Genomic DNA, 16,921 nt, shown 5'->3' with positions numbered 1-16,921 from the left:
CGCTCTCCCTATGTTAGGCTCAAGTTTCCTCTCACGACGCGTGTCTGCCCGCGGACACCAACGGGACAATTGATGAATCCGAACTATCGCAACCTCGCGCTCTGGGCGATCATAGCGGTCCTGCTCATCGCCCTCTTCAATCTGTTCCAGACGCCGCAGACGCGTGGGGCTTCGAGCGATGTACCTTATTCGCAGTTCCTGCAGGATGTCGCGGCGGGCCGGGTCAAGACGGTGACCATCGCCGGCGCCCGCATCTCCGGCACCTACACCGACAATTCGAGCGGCTTCCAGACCTATTCGCCCGGCGATCCGTCGCTGGTCTCGCGGCTGCAGGACAAGAACGTCACCATCAATGCGCGGCCGGAGACCGACGGTTCAAACTCGCTGTTCGGGTACCTGATCTCGTGGCTGCCGATGATCCTGATCCTCGGCGTATGGATATTCTTCATGCGCCAGATGCAGTCCGGCTCCGGTCGTGCCATGGGCTTCGGCAAGTCGAAGGCCAAGCTTCTGACCGAGGCGCATGGCCGCGTCACCTTCCAGGACGTCGCCGGCGTCGACGAGGCCAAGGAAGACCTGGAGGAGATCGTCGAGTTCCTGCGCGATCCGCAGAAATTCCAGCGGCTCGGCGGCAAGATCCCGCGCGGCGTGCTCTTGGTCGGCCCTCCGGGAACCGGCAAGACGCTGCTCGCCCGCTCGGTCGCCGGCGAGGCAAACGTGCCGTTCTTCACCATTTCGGGTTCGGACTTCGTCGAGATGTTCGTCGGCGTCGGCGCCAGCCGCGTGCGCGACATGTTCGACCAGGCCAAGAAGAACGCGCCCTGCATCATCTTCATCGACGAAATCGACGCGGTCGGCCGTCACCGCGGCGCGGGTCTCGGCGGCGGTAATGATGAGCGCGAGCAGACGCTGAATCAGCTGCTGGTCGAGATGGACGGCTTCGAGTCCAACGAAAGCATCATCCTGATCGCCGCCACCAACCGGCCCGACGTGCTCGACCCGGCGCTGCTGAGGCCCGGCCGTTTCGACCGCCAGGTGGTGGTGCCGAACCCCGACATCGTCGGACGCGAGAAGATCCTGAAAGTGCATGTGCGCAACGTGCCGCTGGCGCCCAATGTCGACCTCAAGGTCGTCTCCCGCGGCACGCCGGGCTTCTCCGGCGCCGATCTGATGAACCTCGTCAACGAGGCCGCCCTGATGGCGGCGCGGCGTAACAAGCGCCTCGTGACCATGGCCGAGTTCGAGGACGCCAAGGACAAGATCATGATGGGCGCCGAGCGCCGCTCCTCGGCCATGACCCAGGCCGAGAAGGAGTTGACCGCCTATCACGAGGCCGGTCACGCCATACTGGCGCTCAACGTGCCGTCGGCCGATCCGCTGCACAAGGCGACAATCATTCCGCGCGGCCGCGCGCTCGGCATGGTCATGCAGTTGCCGGAAGGCGACCGCTATTCGATGAGCTACAAGTACATGATCTCACGGCTTGCCATCATGATGGGCGGCCGCGTCGCCGAGGAGTTCAAGTTCGGCAAGGAGAACATCACGTCGGGCGCTTCCTCCGATATCGAGCAGGCGACCAAGCTGGCGCGCGCCATGGTCACGCGCTGGGGCTTTTCCGACAAGCTCGGCCATGTCGCTTATGGCGACAACCAGGAGGAAGTGTTCCTCGGCCATTCGGTGGCGCGCACGCAGAACATCTCGGAAGAAACCGCGCAGATCATCGACGCCGAGGTGCGGCGCCTGATCGACGAGGCCTATTCGACCGCGAGGTCGGTGCTGACTAAGAAGAAGAAGGAATGGATCGCGCTGGCGCAGGGCCTGCTCGAATACGAGACGCTGTCGGGCGACGAGATCAAGCAGCTGATCGCCGGCGAGAAGCCCGCGCGCGATCTCGGCGACGACACGCCGCCGAGCCGTGGTTCGGCCGTGCCGAAGTCGGGCCGCCGCAAAAAGGGTCCCGAGCCCGAGGGCGGCATGGAACCGCAGCCGTCGAGCTGAACTCGGCCAAGAACAAATTGAGAAACGCCGCGGTTCGACCGCGGCGTTTTTGTTTGGGGCAGGCTGCTGAGTTTCTCCGTGGCCTGCGCCTGCAAGGTTGGCTAGGCGATTGGCGGAAGCCGGCGTGGCAGCAGCCAATCTTCCCACTTTGTGGAAGATGACGGGCAGCTCAGCGGGGGCAGCGTCCGCCGACAAATCGAGTTAGGCCTTCCGGGCTGCGGGGGAGGATCTCTCTTGCCGTTCGACGATTCCTCGAGCCACCCTCGCCCAGCTTTTCGTGAATGCGAGGCAACCTGGCCGGAGCAGGCAACGATCCTTCGTGCCCCCCCTCTGGCCTGCCGGCCATCTCCCCCACGAGGGGAGTTTGCAGCGTCGCCGGCAACGCGCCTCTCGTCAGCGGGGATTCCTGCTGAAGCTGCGGGCAAAAAAGCCCGCGAACCCTGCGGCTCGCGGGCCTTACTTTCCTCAAATAGTGCTGTCGCTCAGCTCTTCAGCTTGGCATTGCACAGGCTGTAGAAGCCGCCGCCCTTCTGGATCCACTTCAAGCCGCCAAGCGTGTTGGCGTCCTTGTTGGCATAGTACTGCTGGAGGCAGGTATGCATGCGGGCCTTGGCCGGGGTTTCGGTGGCGAATTTCGGCGAGATTGCGGTCGGGAAACTCACGCCCTTCGGCGCAGCGACAGTCGGCTTTGCCGGCTCCTTGGTGTAGGTCGCCTCTGTTGGAGCCGGGACGGTGTCATCGTCCGAGGCGCTGGCGCCGCATTCGGCCTTCCGGAAGTCGTTCCACTTCATGCCGTTGAGCGTATTGGCGGTCTTGGCAGCCTGGTACTTGCTGCTGCAGTCGGCCATGCTCAGGCCCTTGCCCGAGCTGTCGGTCGCCGCAGCCGTGGTCGCCGCCTTGGTGGTCGCCGGTTTGGTGGCGGCGGCAGCGGATGCGCCGGCGGCAGCGGACGCGCCGGTGGCGCATTCGCTCTTGCGGAAGTCGTTCCACTTCATGCCGTTGAGCGTGCCGGCGGCCTTGGCCGCCTGGTACTTGGTGCTGCATTCCTTTGCGGTCAGGCCTTTGGCTCCGTCGTCGGCGGCGGCCGCAGCCTTGGTCGCCTTGGCCGGCTTCGTATCGGCCGCCTTGGTGTCCGCTGCCTTGGCGTCGGGCTTGGCTGTCGCGGCGGCATCAGTGCCGCACTGCGCCTTGCGGAACTGGTTCCAGGTCTGGCCGGCAAGTGTCCCCGCGTCCTTGGCCGCGTTATACTTCGTGCTGCACTCGGCCATCGTCAGCGCGTTGGCTGGCGCGGCCAGGAATAACGTCGCGACCGCAAGGCCGGTCAAAGTGGCAAGTCGGTGGATGAGCATAGCGTTTCTCCGTTGCAGCAGCCCATTATACGTCCCAGCGAATCAATAACGCTCAACGGTCGGTTGCGCCAGATGCTAAGTGGCGTATACATCGCCGAAACCCGGCTTCTGCCGGCAAGGTGATGAAATCGTTGCCTGTTGCCGGCTGGAAGACAAGAATTTGTGGGTAAATCCATGTCGAATGGTCCACAGGCATGGCATATTGTGGCGAGGCAGCGCCATCACGCTAGGTTGCGCCAGTCTCTGTGCAATGCACAACAAGGGTTTTCTAAAGGATTGGTAACAGATAATCACGAAATGTGATCGTAGTGCGCCGGCCAATTATGGCATGACGTACCGGGCAAGAACCACCGGGGACACTGACTAGCATGGCAGGAAATTATTTCGGCACGGACGGTATTCGCGGGCGCGCCAACAAGTTTCCAATGACGGCGGAAATCGCGATGAGGGTCGGCATGGCGGCCGGCCTGTCCTTCCAGCGCGGCAGCCATCGTCACCGTGTGGTGCTCGGCAAGGACACCAGACTTTCCGGCTACATGATCGAGAACGCCATGGTGGCGGGCCTCTGCGCCGCCGGCATGGACGTGTTCCTGCTCGGCCCCATCCCGACGCCGGCGGTCGCCATGTTGGTGCGTTCGCTGCGCGCCGATATCGGCGTCATGATCTCGGCCTCGCACAATCCTTATTACGACAATGGCATCAAGCTGTTCGGTCCCGACGGCTACAAGCTCTCCGACGAGATCGAAGAGCGCATCGAGAGCATGCTGGACAAGGATATCGAACTGGCACTCGCCGATTCCGACGGACTTGGTCGCGCCAAGCGCGTCGATGGCGTGCATGACCGCTACATCGAGTTTGCAAAGCGCACCTTGCCGCGTTCGATGTCGCTTTCAGGTTTGAGGATCGTCGTCGATTGCGCCAATGGCGCCGCCTACAAGGTTGCCCCCGAGGCGCTTTGGGAACTGGGCGCCGAAGTGGTGGCCATCAATGTCGAGCCCAACGGCTTCAACATCAACAAGGAATGCGGCTCGACCCATCCGGCAGGCCTGCAGAAGAAAGTGCACGAGGTGCGCGCCGACATCGGCATCGCGCTCGACGGCGATGCCGACCGTGTCGTCATCGTTGACGAGAACGGCGCGATCGTCGACGGCGACCAGATCATGGCAATGATCGCCGAGTCCTGGCACCAGAGCGGGCGGCTTGCCGGCGGTGGCGTCGTTTCGACGGTCATGTCCAATCTCGGCCTCGAACGCTTCCTCGGCGACATGAAGCTGCAATTGCACCGCACCAAGGTCGGCGACCGCTACGTCGTCGAGCATATGCGCGCGCACGGGCTCAATGTCGGCGGCGAGCAGTCGGGCCACATCGTGCTGTCGGACTTCTCGACCACGGGCGACGGCCTGGTTTCGGCGCTGCAGGTGCTGGCCTGCATCAAGCGGCAGGGCCGGCCGGTCAGCGAATTGTCGAAGAAGTTCCAGCCGGTGCCGCAACTCCTCAAGAACGTCCGCATCGCCGGCGGCAAGCCGCTCGAGGAAGCTCCGGTCAAGGCTGCGATCGAGGACGCCCGTCAACGCCTCGGCAAGGCGGGGCGGCTCGTCATCCGGCCGTCCGGCACCGAGCCGCTGATCCGTGTCATGGCCGAGGGCGACGACCCGCAGCTGGTCGAGGCCGTCGTCAACGACATCGTCGAGGTCATCTCGGAAACACGCAGCGCCGCCTGATCTCAGGTGCATTCGGAGGGCCGACGCCGCTCTGATTGCTTAGAAGCCCGCCCGTCCGGCGGGCTTTTGTTTGCCTGCGAAACTGGCTCGAGACATGTGGAACCATCCGAATTCCTCAAATGCTCGAGATTCGTGGTTAATAGACAGGGTTAAATGCCTTTTAACCTTTGCAATTCATTATCCACGCCTGAAAGCCAATCTCATTCGGACGCGACCGCTGTTCCGAGGGTTTCTAGGGGTGACAAGCATGTTCAATACAGCAAGAAAGGCCCTGTTCGCCGCGCTGTTCGCGGGCCTGGCATGGCCGGTGTTCGCGGCCGACCTTCCGGAGCCGGTGGTCGAAGAGGCGCCGCCGCCGGTATACGAGCAGCCAGTCGATGTCGGCGGCTGGTACATTCGCGGCGATCTCGACTACCACAAGTCGAAAGTGCGCGGCATCGATTACACGACCTACACCATCGATCCCTGTAATTGTAACGTCATTCCCGGCGACAGGAGCTTCGATTTCGGCAAGCTCAAGGGCGGCTTCTCGCTCGGCGCCGGCGTCGGCTACAAGATCAACGATCATTTTCGTACGGATTTGACCGCCGATTACTGGTTCAAGTCGAACTTCGACGGCGGAACCTCGGACGCTTTCTCGACGTCGACCGAAGTGTCGAAAATGAGCGCCTTGCTGCTGCTGGCCAACGCCTATGTCGATCTCGGCACTTATCACGGCATCACGCCCTATGTCGGCGCCGGCATCGGCGGCGCGCATGTCAGATGGGACGATGTCAGGGACCCGAACACCACCGAGTTCAACCCCGGTGCGAAAAGCTGGCGCTTTGCCTACGCGCTCATGGCCGGCGCTTCCTACTGCCTGACCGACAAGCTGATCCTGGACGCGGGCTATCGCTACAGCCACATCCAGGGTGGCCGCATGTTCGAGTGGGATATCAGCAGCGCCGGGCCGGGCTTCGACCGCGGCATCGACACGCATGAGGTGCGCGGCGGCCTGCGGTACCAGTTCGGCGGCAACAACGGTTGCGCCGCGCCGACGGTGGCCTATCAGCCCGAACCCGAGCCGATCTACACCAAGTAACATCCGACCATCCAACGGTCCGAAACCGCCCGGCATCAGCCGGGCGGTTTTCGCTTGTCTGGCTGCCCGAAAATCATTCGCTAACGCTCTGTTAGCCTTAACCCCGACTTAACCACTATGGTTAACAATGCTTCCTGAAACGATGGCTGCCGTCTGGTGGCGCCGAAATCGGGAGCAGGGGATCATGAAACTCACATCGCGTATGGCGCCGGTGCTTGCCACATTCGCCATCATGCCGCTGACGCCTGCGCTGGCCGCCGACTATGATCCCCCGGTCTATGTCGACCAGGCGCCCGACTACGTGCCGGTCGAGGTCGGCTCGGGCTGGTATCTGCGCGGCGATGTCTCCTACCTGGTAGAGAAGAGCTTCAAGAATGAGGATTTCGCCTTCACGCCGGCGAGCTTCGACAACGAGGAAGACCCGGTCTTCGCCAGCATCGGCTTCGGCTACCACTTCAACGATTATCTGCGTGCCGATCTCAATCTGGGTTACCTGCCCGGCAACAAGATCGGCATTGGCTATGACGATTCAGCGACCGCGGCAGAGGCGACCCTGGCGTCGGCGTCCCTGAAGAACTATGCCTTTTCAGGCATGCTCAACGGCTATGTCGACCTTGGAACCTATGTCGGCATAACACCCTATCTCGGCGCCGGCATCGGCATCGTCAGGAGCACGCACAAGCTCTCGGCGAGCTATTTCACCGACAATGGCGATCCAACCGACGACTTCGGACTGAGTGACGACAAGACCAAGTATTCCTTCGCTTACACGCTGAATGCCGGCCTTGCCTATCAGGTGTCGAAGAATGTTTCCGTCGATCTCGGCTATCAGTATTTCTCGGCGCCCGACGCCGAATATGTGACGGCCGAGAGCCTGACCTCGTTTCCGGTCCACAAGGGAATCAGCAATCATCAGGTTAAGCTCGGGCTACGCTACGATCTCTGGTAGTAGGCTGGCATACATGAACCCTGGCGGCGGATCTCTTCGGTCCGCCGTTTGCGTTTGAAGCTCACGAGATCCTGATCGCGGATCGCCGATATCCTGCCCGCGACAAAAACTTTCCCCTTGACGCCCGAAGCCCGAGCGCATATCGCCGTCCGTGGGCCACCCCTCCCCAACGAGGGGCCACTATCTGGAAGGATAGACCACGATGACGACGCATACGAAGCCCGGATTCCGTCCGGCAAACCCCAATTTTTCCTCAGGTCCCTGCGCGAAACGTCCCGGCTGGTCGGTCGAGGCGCTGAAAGCTGCCGCGCTCGGCCGTTCCCATCGCGCCAAGATCGGCAAGACCAAGCTCGAACAGGCGATCGCGCTGACGCGCGAAATTCTCCAGGTTCCTGCCGACTACCGCATCGGCATCGTGCCGGCGTCCGACACAGGCGCCGTCGAGATGGCGCTTTGGTCGCTGCTGGGCGAGCGCGGCGTCGACATGGTCGCCTGGGAGAGTTTCGGCTCCGGCTGGATCACCGACGTGGTCAAGCAGTTGAAGCTTGCCGATGTGCGCAAGCTCGAGGCCGGTTACGGCGAACTGCCGGATCTCGGCAAGATCGATTTCGACCGCGACGTGGTCTTCACCTGGAACGGCACGACCTCGGGCGTGCGCGTGCCGAACGGCGATTTCATCCCGGCCGATCGCAAGGGTCTGACCATCTGCGACGCGACATCGGCCGCCTTCGCGCAGAAGCTCGACTTCGAGAAACTCGATGTCGTGACCTTCTCCTGGCAGAAGGTGCTGGGCGGCGAAGGCGCGCATGGCATGCTGATCCTGTCGCCCCGCGCCGTCGAGCGGCTGGAGAGCTATAAGCCTGCATGGCCGCTGCCGAAGATCTTCCGCCTGACCTCGGGCGGCAAATTGATCGAAGGCATCTTCAAGGGCGAAACCATCAACACGCCGTCGATGCTGTGCGTCGAGGACTATCTCGACGCGCTCAGCTGGGCGAAATCGATCGGCGGCCTCGATGCGCTGGTCGCCAGGGCCGACGCCAACGCGGCCGTGCTCGACCGTTTCGTCGCGAAATCCTCCTGGCTTGGCCATCTCGCCGTAGAGCCGGCGACGCGGTCGAACACGTCCGTCTGCCTGTCCTTCACCCACGGACAAGTCGCTGCACTCGACGCCGACGCACAGGCGGCCTTCGCCAAGGGTCTGGTTTCAGCGCTCGACAAGGAAGGTGTCGCCTATGACATCGGTTCCTATCGCGACGCGCCGCCTGGCCTGCGCATCTGGTGCGGCGCAACGGTCGAGACCTCCGATCTCGAAGCTCTGCTGCCCTGGCTCGACTGGGCCTTCGCCGGCCAGAAGGCGTCGCTGAAAGCGGCGGCCTGAAACTCAACAGTTATTTTCTGGAACAGCCCTCATCCGGCCGCTTCGCGGCCACCTTCTCCCACAAGGGGAGAAAGATCGGCGCCCGACCTTCTCCCCCGTGGAGAAGGTGCCTGAGCGAAGCGAAGGCGGGTGGGGTAAGCAACAAGGACCAATCCCATGCCTCGCGTTCTCGTCTCGGATAAACTTTCCACCACCGCTGTTCAGATCTTTAGGGATCGCGGCGTCGAGGTCGACTATCTTCCAGATCTCGGCAAGGACAAGGAGAAGCTGCTTGAAGTAATTGACCAGTATGACGGCCTCGCCATCCGCTCGGCGACCAAGGTTACCGAGAAGCTGATCAATGCCGCCACCAGGCTCAAGGTCGTCGGCCGGGCCGGTATCGGCGTCGACAATGTCGACATACCGGCGGCCAGCCGCAAGGGCATTATCGTGATGAACACGCCGTTCGGCAATTCGATCACGACAGCCGAGCATGCGGTAGCGATGATCTTCGCGCTCGCCCGCCAGATCCCGGAAGCCAACGCCTCGACGCATGCAGGCAAATGGGAAAAGAACCGCTTCATGGGCGTCGAGATCACCGGCAAGACGCTCGGCGTCATCGGCTGCGGCAATATCGGCTCGATCGTCGCCACGCGCGGCGTCGGCCTGAAGATGCATGTCGTCGCCTTCGATCCGTTCCTGTCGGACAAACGCGCCGAGGAACTCGGCGTCGACAAGGTTGAACTGGACGAGCTCTTCGCCCGCGCGGACTTCATCACGCTGCACACGCCGTTGACCGACAAGACGCGCAACATCATCGATGCCGCCGCGATCGCCAAAATGAAGGACGGCGTGCGCATCATCAACTGCGCCCGTGGCGGGCTGGTCGTCGAAGCCGACCTGGTGGCGGCGCTGAAGAGCGGCAAGGTGGCCGGCGCCGGCATCGACGTGTTCGAGGCCGAGCCGGCCGAACAGAACGCATTGTTCGGCATGGAGAATGTGGTGGCCACCCCCCATCTCGGTGCCTCGACGGCGGAAGCACAGGAGAACGTCGCGCTGCAGGTCGCCGAACAGATGGCCGACTATCTGATCAAGGGCGCCGTCTCCAACGCCATCAACATGCCGTCGATCACCGCGGAGGAAGCGCCGCGGCTCAAGCCCTTCGTCAAGCTCGCCGAAGTGCTTGGCGCCTTTGTCGGCCAGGTCACCGAGGACCCGATCAAGGAGGTGGAAATCCTGTTCGACGGCTCGACCGCGACGATGAATACGCGCGCGCTGATCAGCGCGGCCCTTGCCGGGCTGATCAGGCCGCAGGTAGCCGACGTCAACATGGTGTCGGCGCCAATCATGGTGAAGGAGCGCGGCATCATCGTCGCCGAGGTCAAGCGCGACAAATCGGGCGTGTTCGACGGCTATATCAAGCTGACGGTCAAGACCGAGCATATGACGCGCTCGATCGCCGGCACCTGTTTTTCCGACGGCAAGCCGCGCTTCATACAGATCAAGGGCATCAATCTCGATGCCGAGGTCGGCCAGCACATGCTCTATACGACCAATGCCGACGCGCCGGGCATTATCGGCCTGCTCGGCACGGTGTGCGGCGAGAACGGCGTCAACATCGCCAACTTCCAGCTCGGCCGCAACCGGCCGGGGGGCGATGCCATCGCGCTGCTCTATCTCGACGCACCGTTTCCGGAAAAAGTGCTGGAGCAGGTGCGGGCGCACAAATCGATCGATTCGGCCAAGCGGCTGCAGTTCGACGTCGGCAGCGTGTAGGGCTTGTCTGCTGGGGCAACGCCGCCCCGGCAGTCTCGTCCGACTACGTGGCGGCGGTGCGCAAGGAATTGCAGTAGTCCTGCGAATTGCCGGGCGAGCCGACGCTCTCCTTGAAGCTGACGATCGGGGCGCGAAGCGAGTTTACTGGCGCCTCGGCATGGCTGCCTTGCGGCCGCTATATTCGGCAAGCGCGATGCCGCCCAGCACAAGGACGAGCGCCAACGCCTGGTAGAGCTGGAATGTCTCGCCGACGATCAGCACCGATAGCAGGGTGCCGAAGATCGGCACCAGGTTGATGAACAGGCCGGCCCGGTTGGCGCCGATCAGCTCATTGCCCCTGATGTAGAATATCTGCGAGACGACCGAGGCGCCGATCGCAGTATAGACGATCACCGCCCAGCCGCGTGCGTCGGGAACGATGACCTTGCCGGCCGCGATTTCCCATAGGAAGAACGGCAGCGAGGTGACGAGCGCGGCGAGCGACATGGCCAGCATCAGGCTCTGCCATTGCATGGCCGGCTTCAGCCGCAATCCGACCGAATAGCCGCTATAGAGAATGACCGCGACCAGCATGATGGCGTCGCCGAAATTGAGCTCCAATGTCAGCAGCCGGCGCGGATCGCCGTGGCAGGCGGTCAGGATGACGCCGAAGATCGTCAGCACCACGCCGGCGATCTGCGCCCAGTTCACGCGCAGGCGGAAGAAGATGAAATTGGCTACGATGATCAGGATAGGCATTGCCGCCTGCTCGATCGAAACGTTGATCGCGGTCGTGTAATTGAGCGCCGTATAGAAGATCGTGTTGAACAAGGTGAAGCCGCTGGCGCCAAGTGCGGCGAGCACGAACCAGTGCCTGCGCACGACGGGCCAATCTCTTTTCAGCGCATTCCAGCCGATCGGCAGCAGGATCGCTACCGCCAGCACCCAGCGCAGGAAGACCAGCGTCATCGGTGAGACGTGATGGACCGCCAGCTTGCCGGCCACAGAGTTGCCGCCCCACAGCAAGGTGGTGAGCAGCAGGAACATGTAGGCGCTTCGGTGCATGGCGGGTCGCAGCGGGGAGGAGGTGAATGGGGCGTGCCTGCCGGCCTATTGCCCCCGCCTGGACAAGTAAATGATGTCAAAGCTGAAAATTGTTGTGCCTCAGCCCATTTTCGGCGGCAAAGAAAGGTCGCATCGGCCTGCTCTTGACGTTATAGAGGCCTGTCGTTTCGAACCGTATCCAAGCCGCGCGGCGGCGCCTCGAAGGAAAAGAAACATGGCCAATGTGGTGGTCGTCGGCTCGCAATGGGGTGACGAAGGCAAGGGCAAGATCGTCGACTGGCTATCGGAGCGCGCCGATGTCGTGGTGCGTTTCCAGGGCGGCCACAATGCCGGCCACACGCTGGTCGTCGACGGCAAGGTCTACAAGCTGTCGCTGTTGCCGTCGGGCGTCGTGCGGCAGGGCAAGCTGTCCATCATCGGCAATGGCGTCGTCTTCGATCCGCACGCATTCGTTGCCGAAGTGGCGAAGCTCAAGGGGCAAGGCGTCGAGGTAACGCCGGAGCGCCTGAAAATAGCCGAAAACACAGCGCTTATCCTGTCCCTGCACCGGGAACTGGACGGCTTCCGCGAGGACGCCGCCTCAAATTCCGGGACCAAGATTGGCACGACCCGCCGCGGTATCGGCCCCGCCTATGAGGACAAGGTGGGCCGGCGCGCGGTGCGGGTGATGGATCTGGCGGATTTGGAAACACTACCCTTGAAGGTCGACAGGCTGTTGACGCATCACAATGCACTGCGTCGCGGCCTTGGCCATGCCGAAGCCACGCATGACGCGGTCATGCAAGAGCTGACCTCGGTCGCCGGCGAAATCCTGCCCTACATGGACCGGGTCTGGAAGGTGCTCGACGACAAGCGCCGGGCCGGCGAGCGCATCCTGTTCGAGGGCGCGCAAGGCACGCTGCTCGACATCGATCATGGCACCTATCCGTTTGTCACCTCGTCCAACACCGTCGCCGGCCAGGCGGCAGCCGGTGCCGGCGTGGGCCCGGGCGCCATCGGCTATGTGCTTGGCATCACCAAGGCCTATACGACGCGCGTAGGCGAAGGTCCGTTCCCGACCGAGCAGCAGAACGAGATCGGTGAATTCCTCGGCACGCGCGGCCATGAATTCGGCGTCGTCACCGGCCGCAAGCGCCGCTGCGGCTGGTTCGACGCGGTGCTGGTGCGCCAGGCCGTCGCCGTCAACGGCATCAAGGGCATCGCCCTGACCAAGCTCGATGTGCTTGATGGGCTGGACGAGATCAAGGTCTGTACCGGCTACCGCCTCGACGGCGAGACGATCGACTATCTACCCGCCAGCCAGGGCGCGCAGGCCCGCGTCGAGCCAATCTACGAGACGCTGGAGGGGTGGAAAGGCACCACCGCCGGCGCGCGCAGCTGGAACGACCTTCCGGCCCAGGCCGTCAAATATGTCCGCCATATCGAGGAGTTGATCGGCGCGCCGGTCGCGCTCCTCTCCACCAGCCCGGAACGGGACGACACGATACTTGTGACCGATCCGTTTCAAGACTAGTTTCTCAAGCCTTTCCGGGCGTTGCGGCTGATTTGCGGAGGCCGGCCCGGAGCACAATACAGGTCGACTGACGCATGGCGAAAGATTTCGTTTCTGCTCTGAGGGATACGATAAACAATTTTGGCGATCCTACGCCGGAGCTGCGGGCCAAAGTCTACGACAAAGCGCGCTCGACGATTGCAAAGAAGATTGCCGAGCGCGAGCCGCCGCTTTCGCCGTCGGAAGCCGAAAGGCAGAAGCGCGGCCTGGAAGACGCCATATCGAGGCTCGAGCGCGAATATGCCAAAAGCGTGCCGGAGACCGATCCGCTTGCCGAACTGGAGCACATATTTTCCTCCATCGATCGCAACAAGAACCAGTCGAACCATACCAAACAGCCGGTAAAGGCGGAGCCGGCCTGGCCGGCAGCGCCTGCCTCGAAGGCTGAACCCTACAAGCCGCCGCCCCCCGCTCCGGAGCCCGACATCTCCAGGCCTGCATCGCCCGCCGCCGAGGTCGAGCCGAACTGGCAAAAGCCCGTACCGGTGCAGCCGGCCCCGGAGTTCGACGACAGGGCTCAGCCTGGCATGGATGTGGGTCAGGACGACGAGCATGCCGATGTCTTTGCGAGCGACGAAGAGGCTGCGGCCGCCGACACTTTCCAGCGCTTGCGTCCGGCTGAACGCAAGCGCAGCTATGGCGGGCTGATTGCCGCTGCCGTTGCGTTGCTGGTCATTGCCGGCGGCGGCTATGGCATCTGGCTGAACAAGGATGCCTTCGGCAAGATGCTGGGTCTGGGCGGCGGCAGCAAGGTCGCGACGACCGAGCCGGTCAAATCGACACCCGCCAAGCCGGCGAGCGATGCGGCGGCAACGCCCCCGGCACCTTCGGCTAGCGGTGCCGAGCCCGAAGGGACACCGAAGTTCACTCAAAGACTGACACCGCAAGGAAGCGAGGTCGATCCTGGCCCGGCCGGCGGACAGAGCGGCGTGGGCGAGGGCGAGTCCGTTGCGGCGCTGACGACGCCGCCTTCAGCCACGACCACCCCGGCCTTGTCGGCTCCGGCAGGAGGCACGCCGGCCGCAGGCGCGCCCGCCGGGACCACGCCCCCTGCACCGGGCGCTGCGCCGGCGGCGCCACCCGCCAATGGGACCGCACCCGCGGCGCCGGCTGATAACGCCGCCACGCCGCCCTCGCCTGCCGGTGCGCCGACGCAAACCTCTCTGCCGGTCGGCCAGAAGGCGATCTTCTATGAGGAGCGCACCAGCACCGCGCAGGGTTCGGCCGAGCCGGGCAACATCGTCTGGTCGCTGGTGCAGGAATCGCCCGGCGGCGACCTGCCGCCTGAGCCGGCGATCCGCGCCGAGGCGACCATTCCCGGCAAGGACATCCAGTTGCGCATGACCATCCGCCGCAACACTGACCAGACGCTGCCGGCCAGCCACATCATCGAGATGATCTTCCTGACACCCGACGGTTTCGAAGGCGGCGGCGTCGACAACATCCTGCGCGTGGCCATGAAGAGTTCCGAGCAGGATGCCGGCAGCCCGCTGATCGGCATTCCGGCCAAGATCGCCGACGGCTTCTTCCTCGTCGCGCTCAACGATACCAAGGCCGACGAGGACGCCAATCTGACCTTGCTTCGGGGACAGGACTGGATCGACGTGCCGGTCGTCTACAAGACCGGACGACGAGCGTTGCTGACGATGGAAAAAGGCATTCCCGGCGAGAAGGTGTTCGACGAGGCGATCAAGGCTTGGCAGGCGAAGACGGCGGGCTGAGCCGACGGCAACGGTCGGCTCCGGTCAGAAGCCTTGGAACAGCATGTCGAGCGCGGCGACGATGTCGTCGTGGTGCTTGGAGAGATTTCCCTCGGCATCCGGCAATTCAGTGGCCATCAAGGCAGAGCCGGCGGCCAGGAACGGGGGCTGTGTCGGGCGGCATCAACGGAATGACGACTCTCGTGTTCAGCCTCTCAAGAAGGTCGGACTGAACATCGACAAGGTAACCACTGCCTCCGGCATTCCGATAGAGATCGTAACGGGCCCATCAAAACAGCGGGCGTGTGGCCAATGGCAACCCGTTCCGCTCGACATAGGCGTTGGAGCTCACAATCGCCTCAAAGTTCTCCTCTTGCCACCGACGCGTTTTTTCCGACGCGATGGCCTTCGCAATACCCGCCTCGGCGGCGCGCGAGAGATTGATACCCGACGCTTTGGCGTCTTTGATCAGCTGAGCGTCAATGGATGTATTGACAGACTTTCGCTGAGGTTTTGTCGTCGATTGAAGCACGGAGACAGCCCTCTTTTAAGCGCATAACGTAGCGCATACCATCTTCACCCCTCCATCTCCTCGCGCAACATCTCCAGTTGCAGCCACTCTTCCTCCAGTGCCGCCAGCGTCGCGCGCTCCTTGTCGAGGGCGGCGATGGTCTTCTGGAACGAGGCCGGATCGCGCTCGTAATAGGCCGGATCGGCGATGTTGTTCTCCAGCCGCGAGATCGAGGCTGTCACCGCCTCGATCTTCTTGGGCAGCGATTCCAGCGCGAATTTCTGCTTGAACGAGAGTTTTTTTGCCGGGGCTTTGGCGGTGGGGCTGTCCGCCTTCGCCGTCGGCGCCTCGCTTGCATCCGCCTTCGCCCGCGCCTTGCGGTCGTCGAGCCTGGTGCCGCCGCGCTGCGCCAGCATGTCGGAATAGCCGCCGGCATATTCGACCCAGCGGCCGCCGCCGTCCGGCGCGATCACGCTGGTCACGGTGCGGTCGAGGAAATCGCGGTCGTGGCTGACCAGGATGACCGTACCGGCAAAACCGGCGACCAGTTCCTGCAGCAACTCCAGCGTTTCCATGTCGAGATCGTTGGTCGGCTCATCGAGCACCAGCAAGTTCGCCGGCCGGGCCAGCACGCGCGCAAGGATCAGCCGTGCCCGCTCGCCGCCCGACAGCTCGCGCACCGGCGTGCGTGCCTGCTCCGGCTTGAACAGGAAGTCCTTCATGTAGGAGACGACGTGGCGCTGCTCGCCATTGATGACAAGGTTCTCGCCGCGCCCGTCGGTGAGATACTGAGCCAGCGTCTCCTGCGGATCGACCGCCTCGCGCTTCTGGTCGAGCGTGGCGATCTCCAGATTGGTGCCGAGCCGCACCGAACCGGCATCCGGCTGCAATTCTCCGGTCAGCATCTTCAGAAGCGTCGTCTTGCCGGCGCCGTTCGGCCCGACGAGGCCGACGCGGTCGCCGCGTTGGATGCGGGTCGAGAACCCCTTGACCACGGTGAGGTCGCCAAAGCTCTTCTCGATGTTCCTGGCCTCGATCACCAGCTTGCCGGATTCGGCGGCGTCGCTGGCCACCATGGTCGCGGTGCCTTCGGCGCCGCGATGGCCGCGAAAACGCTGGCGCATGGTCTGCAATTCGCCCAGGCGGCGCATGTTGCGCTTGCGCCGCGCCGTCACGCCATAACGCAGCCAGTGTTCCTCGCGCACGATCTGGCGGCCGAGCTTGTGCTGTTCGCGCTCTTCTTCCTCAAGCACCTGGTCGCGCCATTCCTCGAAATGGCCGAAGCCCTTATCCAGCCGGCGCGTCTGGCCCCGGTCGAGCCACACGGTGGCGCGCGATACGCGCTCAAGGAAACGGCGGTCGTGCGAGATGACGATGAGGGCCGAGGAGGTGCGGACGAGTTCCTCTTCCAGCCATTCGATCACCGAGAGATCGAGGTGGTTGGTCGGCTCATCGAGCAGCAGGATATCAGGCTCGGGCGCCATGACGCGGGCAAGGGCGGCGCGCCTGGCCTCGCCGCCGGAGAGGTCGCCCGGCTGCTCCTCGCCCGAGAGGCCGAGGTGCTCCATCAGGTAGCTGGCGCGATAAGGATCGTCGGCGGGACCGAGGCCGGCCTCGACATAGGCGCGCACGGTTGCGAAGCCGTCCATGTCGGGCATTTGCGGCAGATAGCGGACGGTCGCCGATGGCTGGCGGAACACCTCGCCGTCCTGCGGCTCGATCAGGCCGGCGGCGATCTTGAGCAGCGTCGACTTGCCGGACCCGTTGCGGCCGACCAGCGCGATCTTGTCGCCGGCCGACGCAGCCAAGTCGGCGCCGTCGAGCAGGGGCGTGCCGCCGAAGGTCAGTTTTATTCCGTCGAGATTGAGAAGAGGCGGCGCCAT

The 16,921-nt window shown here is 63.5% G+C and carries 12 protein-coding genes and 1 pseudogene; 8 read left to right on the top strand and 5 right to left on the bottom strand.

What is annotated here, in order from left to right:
• Window positions 1-72: 72 nt before the first annotated feature.
• A complete protein-coding gene (gene ftsH / locus FJ959_RS01040; protein ID WP_140493260.1) occupies window positions 73-1,998 on the top strand; it encodes an ATP-dependent zinc metalloprotease FtsH in 1,926 nt (641 codons plus the stop codon).
• Window positions 1,999-2,480: 482 nt separating this feature from the next.
• On the opposite strand, the gene FJ959_RS01035 is transcribed toward ftsH, so the two are convergent.
• Entirely contained in the window at window positions 2,481-3,347 is an 867-nt protein-coding gene (locus tag FJ959_RS01035) for a hypothetical protein (protein ID WP_140493263.1), read from the bottom strand.
• Window positions 3,348-3,715: 368 nt separating this feature from the next.
• Between FJ959_RS01035 and glmM the strand changes: the two genes are divergently transcribed.
• The 5 genes from glmM (at window position 3,716) to serA (ending at window position 10,231) form a co-directional block, all read left to right on the top strand.
• The gene (gene glmM / locus FJ959_RS01030) at window positions 3,716-5,068 is read left to right on the top strand and encodes a phosphoglucosamine mutase (RefSeq protein ID WP_140628000.1); all 1,353 of its coding nucleotides are present in this window, start codon (window positions 3,716-3,718) and stop codon (window positions 5,066-5,068) included.
• A 247-nt stretch (window positions 5,069-5,315) separates the two neighbouring features.
• Window positions 5,316-6,149 carry an outer membrane protein gene (locus FJ959_RS01025; protein ID WP_140493269.1) on the top strand — a complete coding sequence of 278 codons (834 nt, stop codon included), beginning with the start codon at window positions 5,316-5,318 and terminating at the stop codon, window positions 6,147-6,149.
• Between the two features lie 184 nt (window positions 6,150-6,333).
• Window positions 6,334-7,098: an outer membrane protein gene (locus tag FJ959_RS01020; protein ID WP_140493272.1), complete on the top strand. Its 765-nt coding sequence runs from the start codon at window positions 6,334-6,336 to the stop codon at window positions 7,096-7,098.
• Between the two features lie 202 nt (window positions 7,099-7,300).
• The gene (locus FJ959_RS01015; RefSeq protein ID WP_140627997.1) at window positions 7,301-8,476 is read left to right on the top strand and encodes a phosphoserine transaminase; all 1,176 of its coding nucleotides are present in this window, start codon (window positions 7,301-7,303) and stop codon (window positions 8,474-8,476) included.
• A 156-nt stretch (window positions 8,477-8,632) separates the two neighbouring features.
• On the top strand, window positions 8,633-10,231 hold the full coding sequence (serA, locus tag FJ959_RS01010; RefSeq protein WP_140554925.1) for a phosphoglycerate dehydrogenase: 1,599 nt from the start codon (window positions 8,633-8,635) through the stop codon (window positions 10,229-10,231).
• A gap of 141 nt (window positions 10,232-10,372) precedes the next feature.
• Here serA and FJ959_RS01005 read toward each other — a convergent pair whose 3' ends face one another.
• The gene (locus FJ959_RS01005) at window positions 10,373-11,275 is read right to left on the bottom strand and encodes a DMT family transporter (protein WP_140554926.1); all 903 of its coding nucleotides are present in this window, start codon (window positions 11,273-11,275) and stop codon (window positions 10,373-10,375) included.
• A gap of 214 nt (window positions 11,276-11,489) precedes the next feature.
• Between FJ959_RS01005 and FJ959_RS01000 the strand changes: the two genes are divergently transcribed.
• Both FJ959_RS01000 and FJ959_RS00995 read left to right on the top strand, forming a co-directional pair.
• Window positions 11,490-12,788: an adenylosuccinate synthase gene (locus FJ959_RS01000; protein ID WP_140493285.1), complete on the top strand. Its 1,299-nt coding sequence runs from the start codon at window positions 11,490-11,492 to the stop codon at window positions 12,786-12,788.
• A 74-nt stretch (window positions 12,789-12,862) separates the two neighbouring features.
• Entirely contained in the window at window positions 12,863-14,548 is a 1,686-nt protein-coding gene (locus tag FJ959_RS00995) for a hypothetical protein (RefSeq protein ID WP_140554927.1), read from the top strand.
• 106 nt (window positions 14,549-14,654) lie between these two features.
• On the opposite strand, the pseudogene FJ959_RS32565 reads toward FJ959_RS00995, so the two are convergent.
• From FJ959_RS32565 to FJ959_RS00980, 3 genes and pseudogenes are all read right to left on the bottom strand, one after another.
• Window positions 14,655-14,750: pseudogene (locus tag FJ959_RS32565) on the bottom strand (hypothetical protein); the annotation flags it as partial.
• A gap of 66 nt (window positions 14,751-14,816) precedes the next feature.
• Entirely contained in the window at window positions 14,817-15,059 is a 243-nt protein-coding gene (locus FJ959_RS00985; RefSeq protein WP_140580085.1) for a type II toxin-antitoxin system CcdA family antitoxin, read from the bottom strand.
• A 44-nt stretch (window positions 15,060-15,103) separates the two neighbouring features.
• Entirely contained in the window at window positions 15,104-16,921 is a 1,818-nt protein-coding gene (locus tag FJ959_RS00980; RefSeq protein WP_140627994.1) for an ATP-binding cassette domain-containing protein, read from the bottom strand.

It is taken from the genome of Mesorhizobium sp. B2-2-4 (assembly GCF_006442375.1).
GTDB lineage: Bacteria > Pseudomonadota > Alphaproteobacteria > Rhizobiales > Rhizobiaceae > Mesorhizobium.
The sequence above is the reverse complement of the archived record's forward strand: the minus strand, read 5'-3'. Positions and strand labels throughout refer to the sequence as shown.

Bases quoted from the DNA above. Each gene is read 5' to 3' on its own strand.
- ftsH (WP_140493260.1), top strand. From the start codon at position 73: ATGAATCCGAACTATCGCAACCTCGCGCTCTGGGCGATCATAGCGGTC.
- FJ959_RS01035 (WP_140493263.1), bottom strand. From the start codon at position 3,347: ATGCTCATCCACCGACTTGCCACTTTGACCGGCCTTGCGGTCGCGACG.
- glmM (WP_140628000.1), top strand. From the start codon at position 3,716: ATGGCAGGAAATTATTTCGGCACGGACGGTATTCGCGGGCGCGCCAAC.
- FJ959_RS01025 (WP_140493269.1), top strand. From the start codon at position 5,316: ATGTTCAATACAGCAAGAAAGGCCCTGTTCGCCGCGCTGTTCGCGGGC.
- FJ959_RS01020 (WP_140493272.1), top strand. From the start codon at position 6,334: ATGAAACTCACATCGCGTATGGCGCCGGTGCTTGCCACATTCGCCATC.
- FJ959_RS01015 (WP_140627997.1), top strand. From the start codon at position 7,301: ATGACGACGCATACGAAGCCCGGATTCCGTCCGGCAAACCCCAATTTT.
- serA (WP_140554925.1), top strand. From the start codon at position 8,633: ATGCCTCGCGTTCTCGTCTCGGATAAACTTTCCACCACCGCTGTTCAG.
- FJ959_RS01005 (WP_140554926.1), bottom strand. From the start codon at position 11,275: ATGCACCGAAGCGCCTACATGTTCCTGCTGCTCACCACCTTGCTGTGG.
- FJ959_RS01000 (WP_140493285.1), top strand. From the start codon at position 11,490: ATGGCCAATGTGGTGGTCGTCGGCTCGCAATGGGGTGACGAAGGCAAG.
- FJ959_RS00995 (WP_140554927.1), top strand. From the start codon at position 12,863: ATGGCGAAAGATTTCGTTTCTGCTCTGAGGGATACGATAAACAATTTT.
- FJ959_RS00980 (WP_140627994.1), bottom strand. From the start codon at position 16,921: ATGGCGCCGCCTCTTCTCAATCTCGACGGAATAAAACTGACCTTCGGC.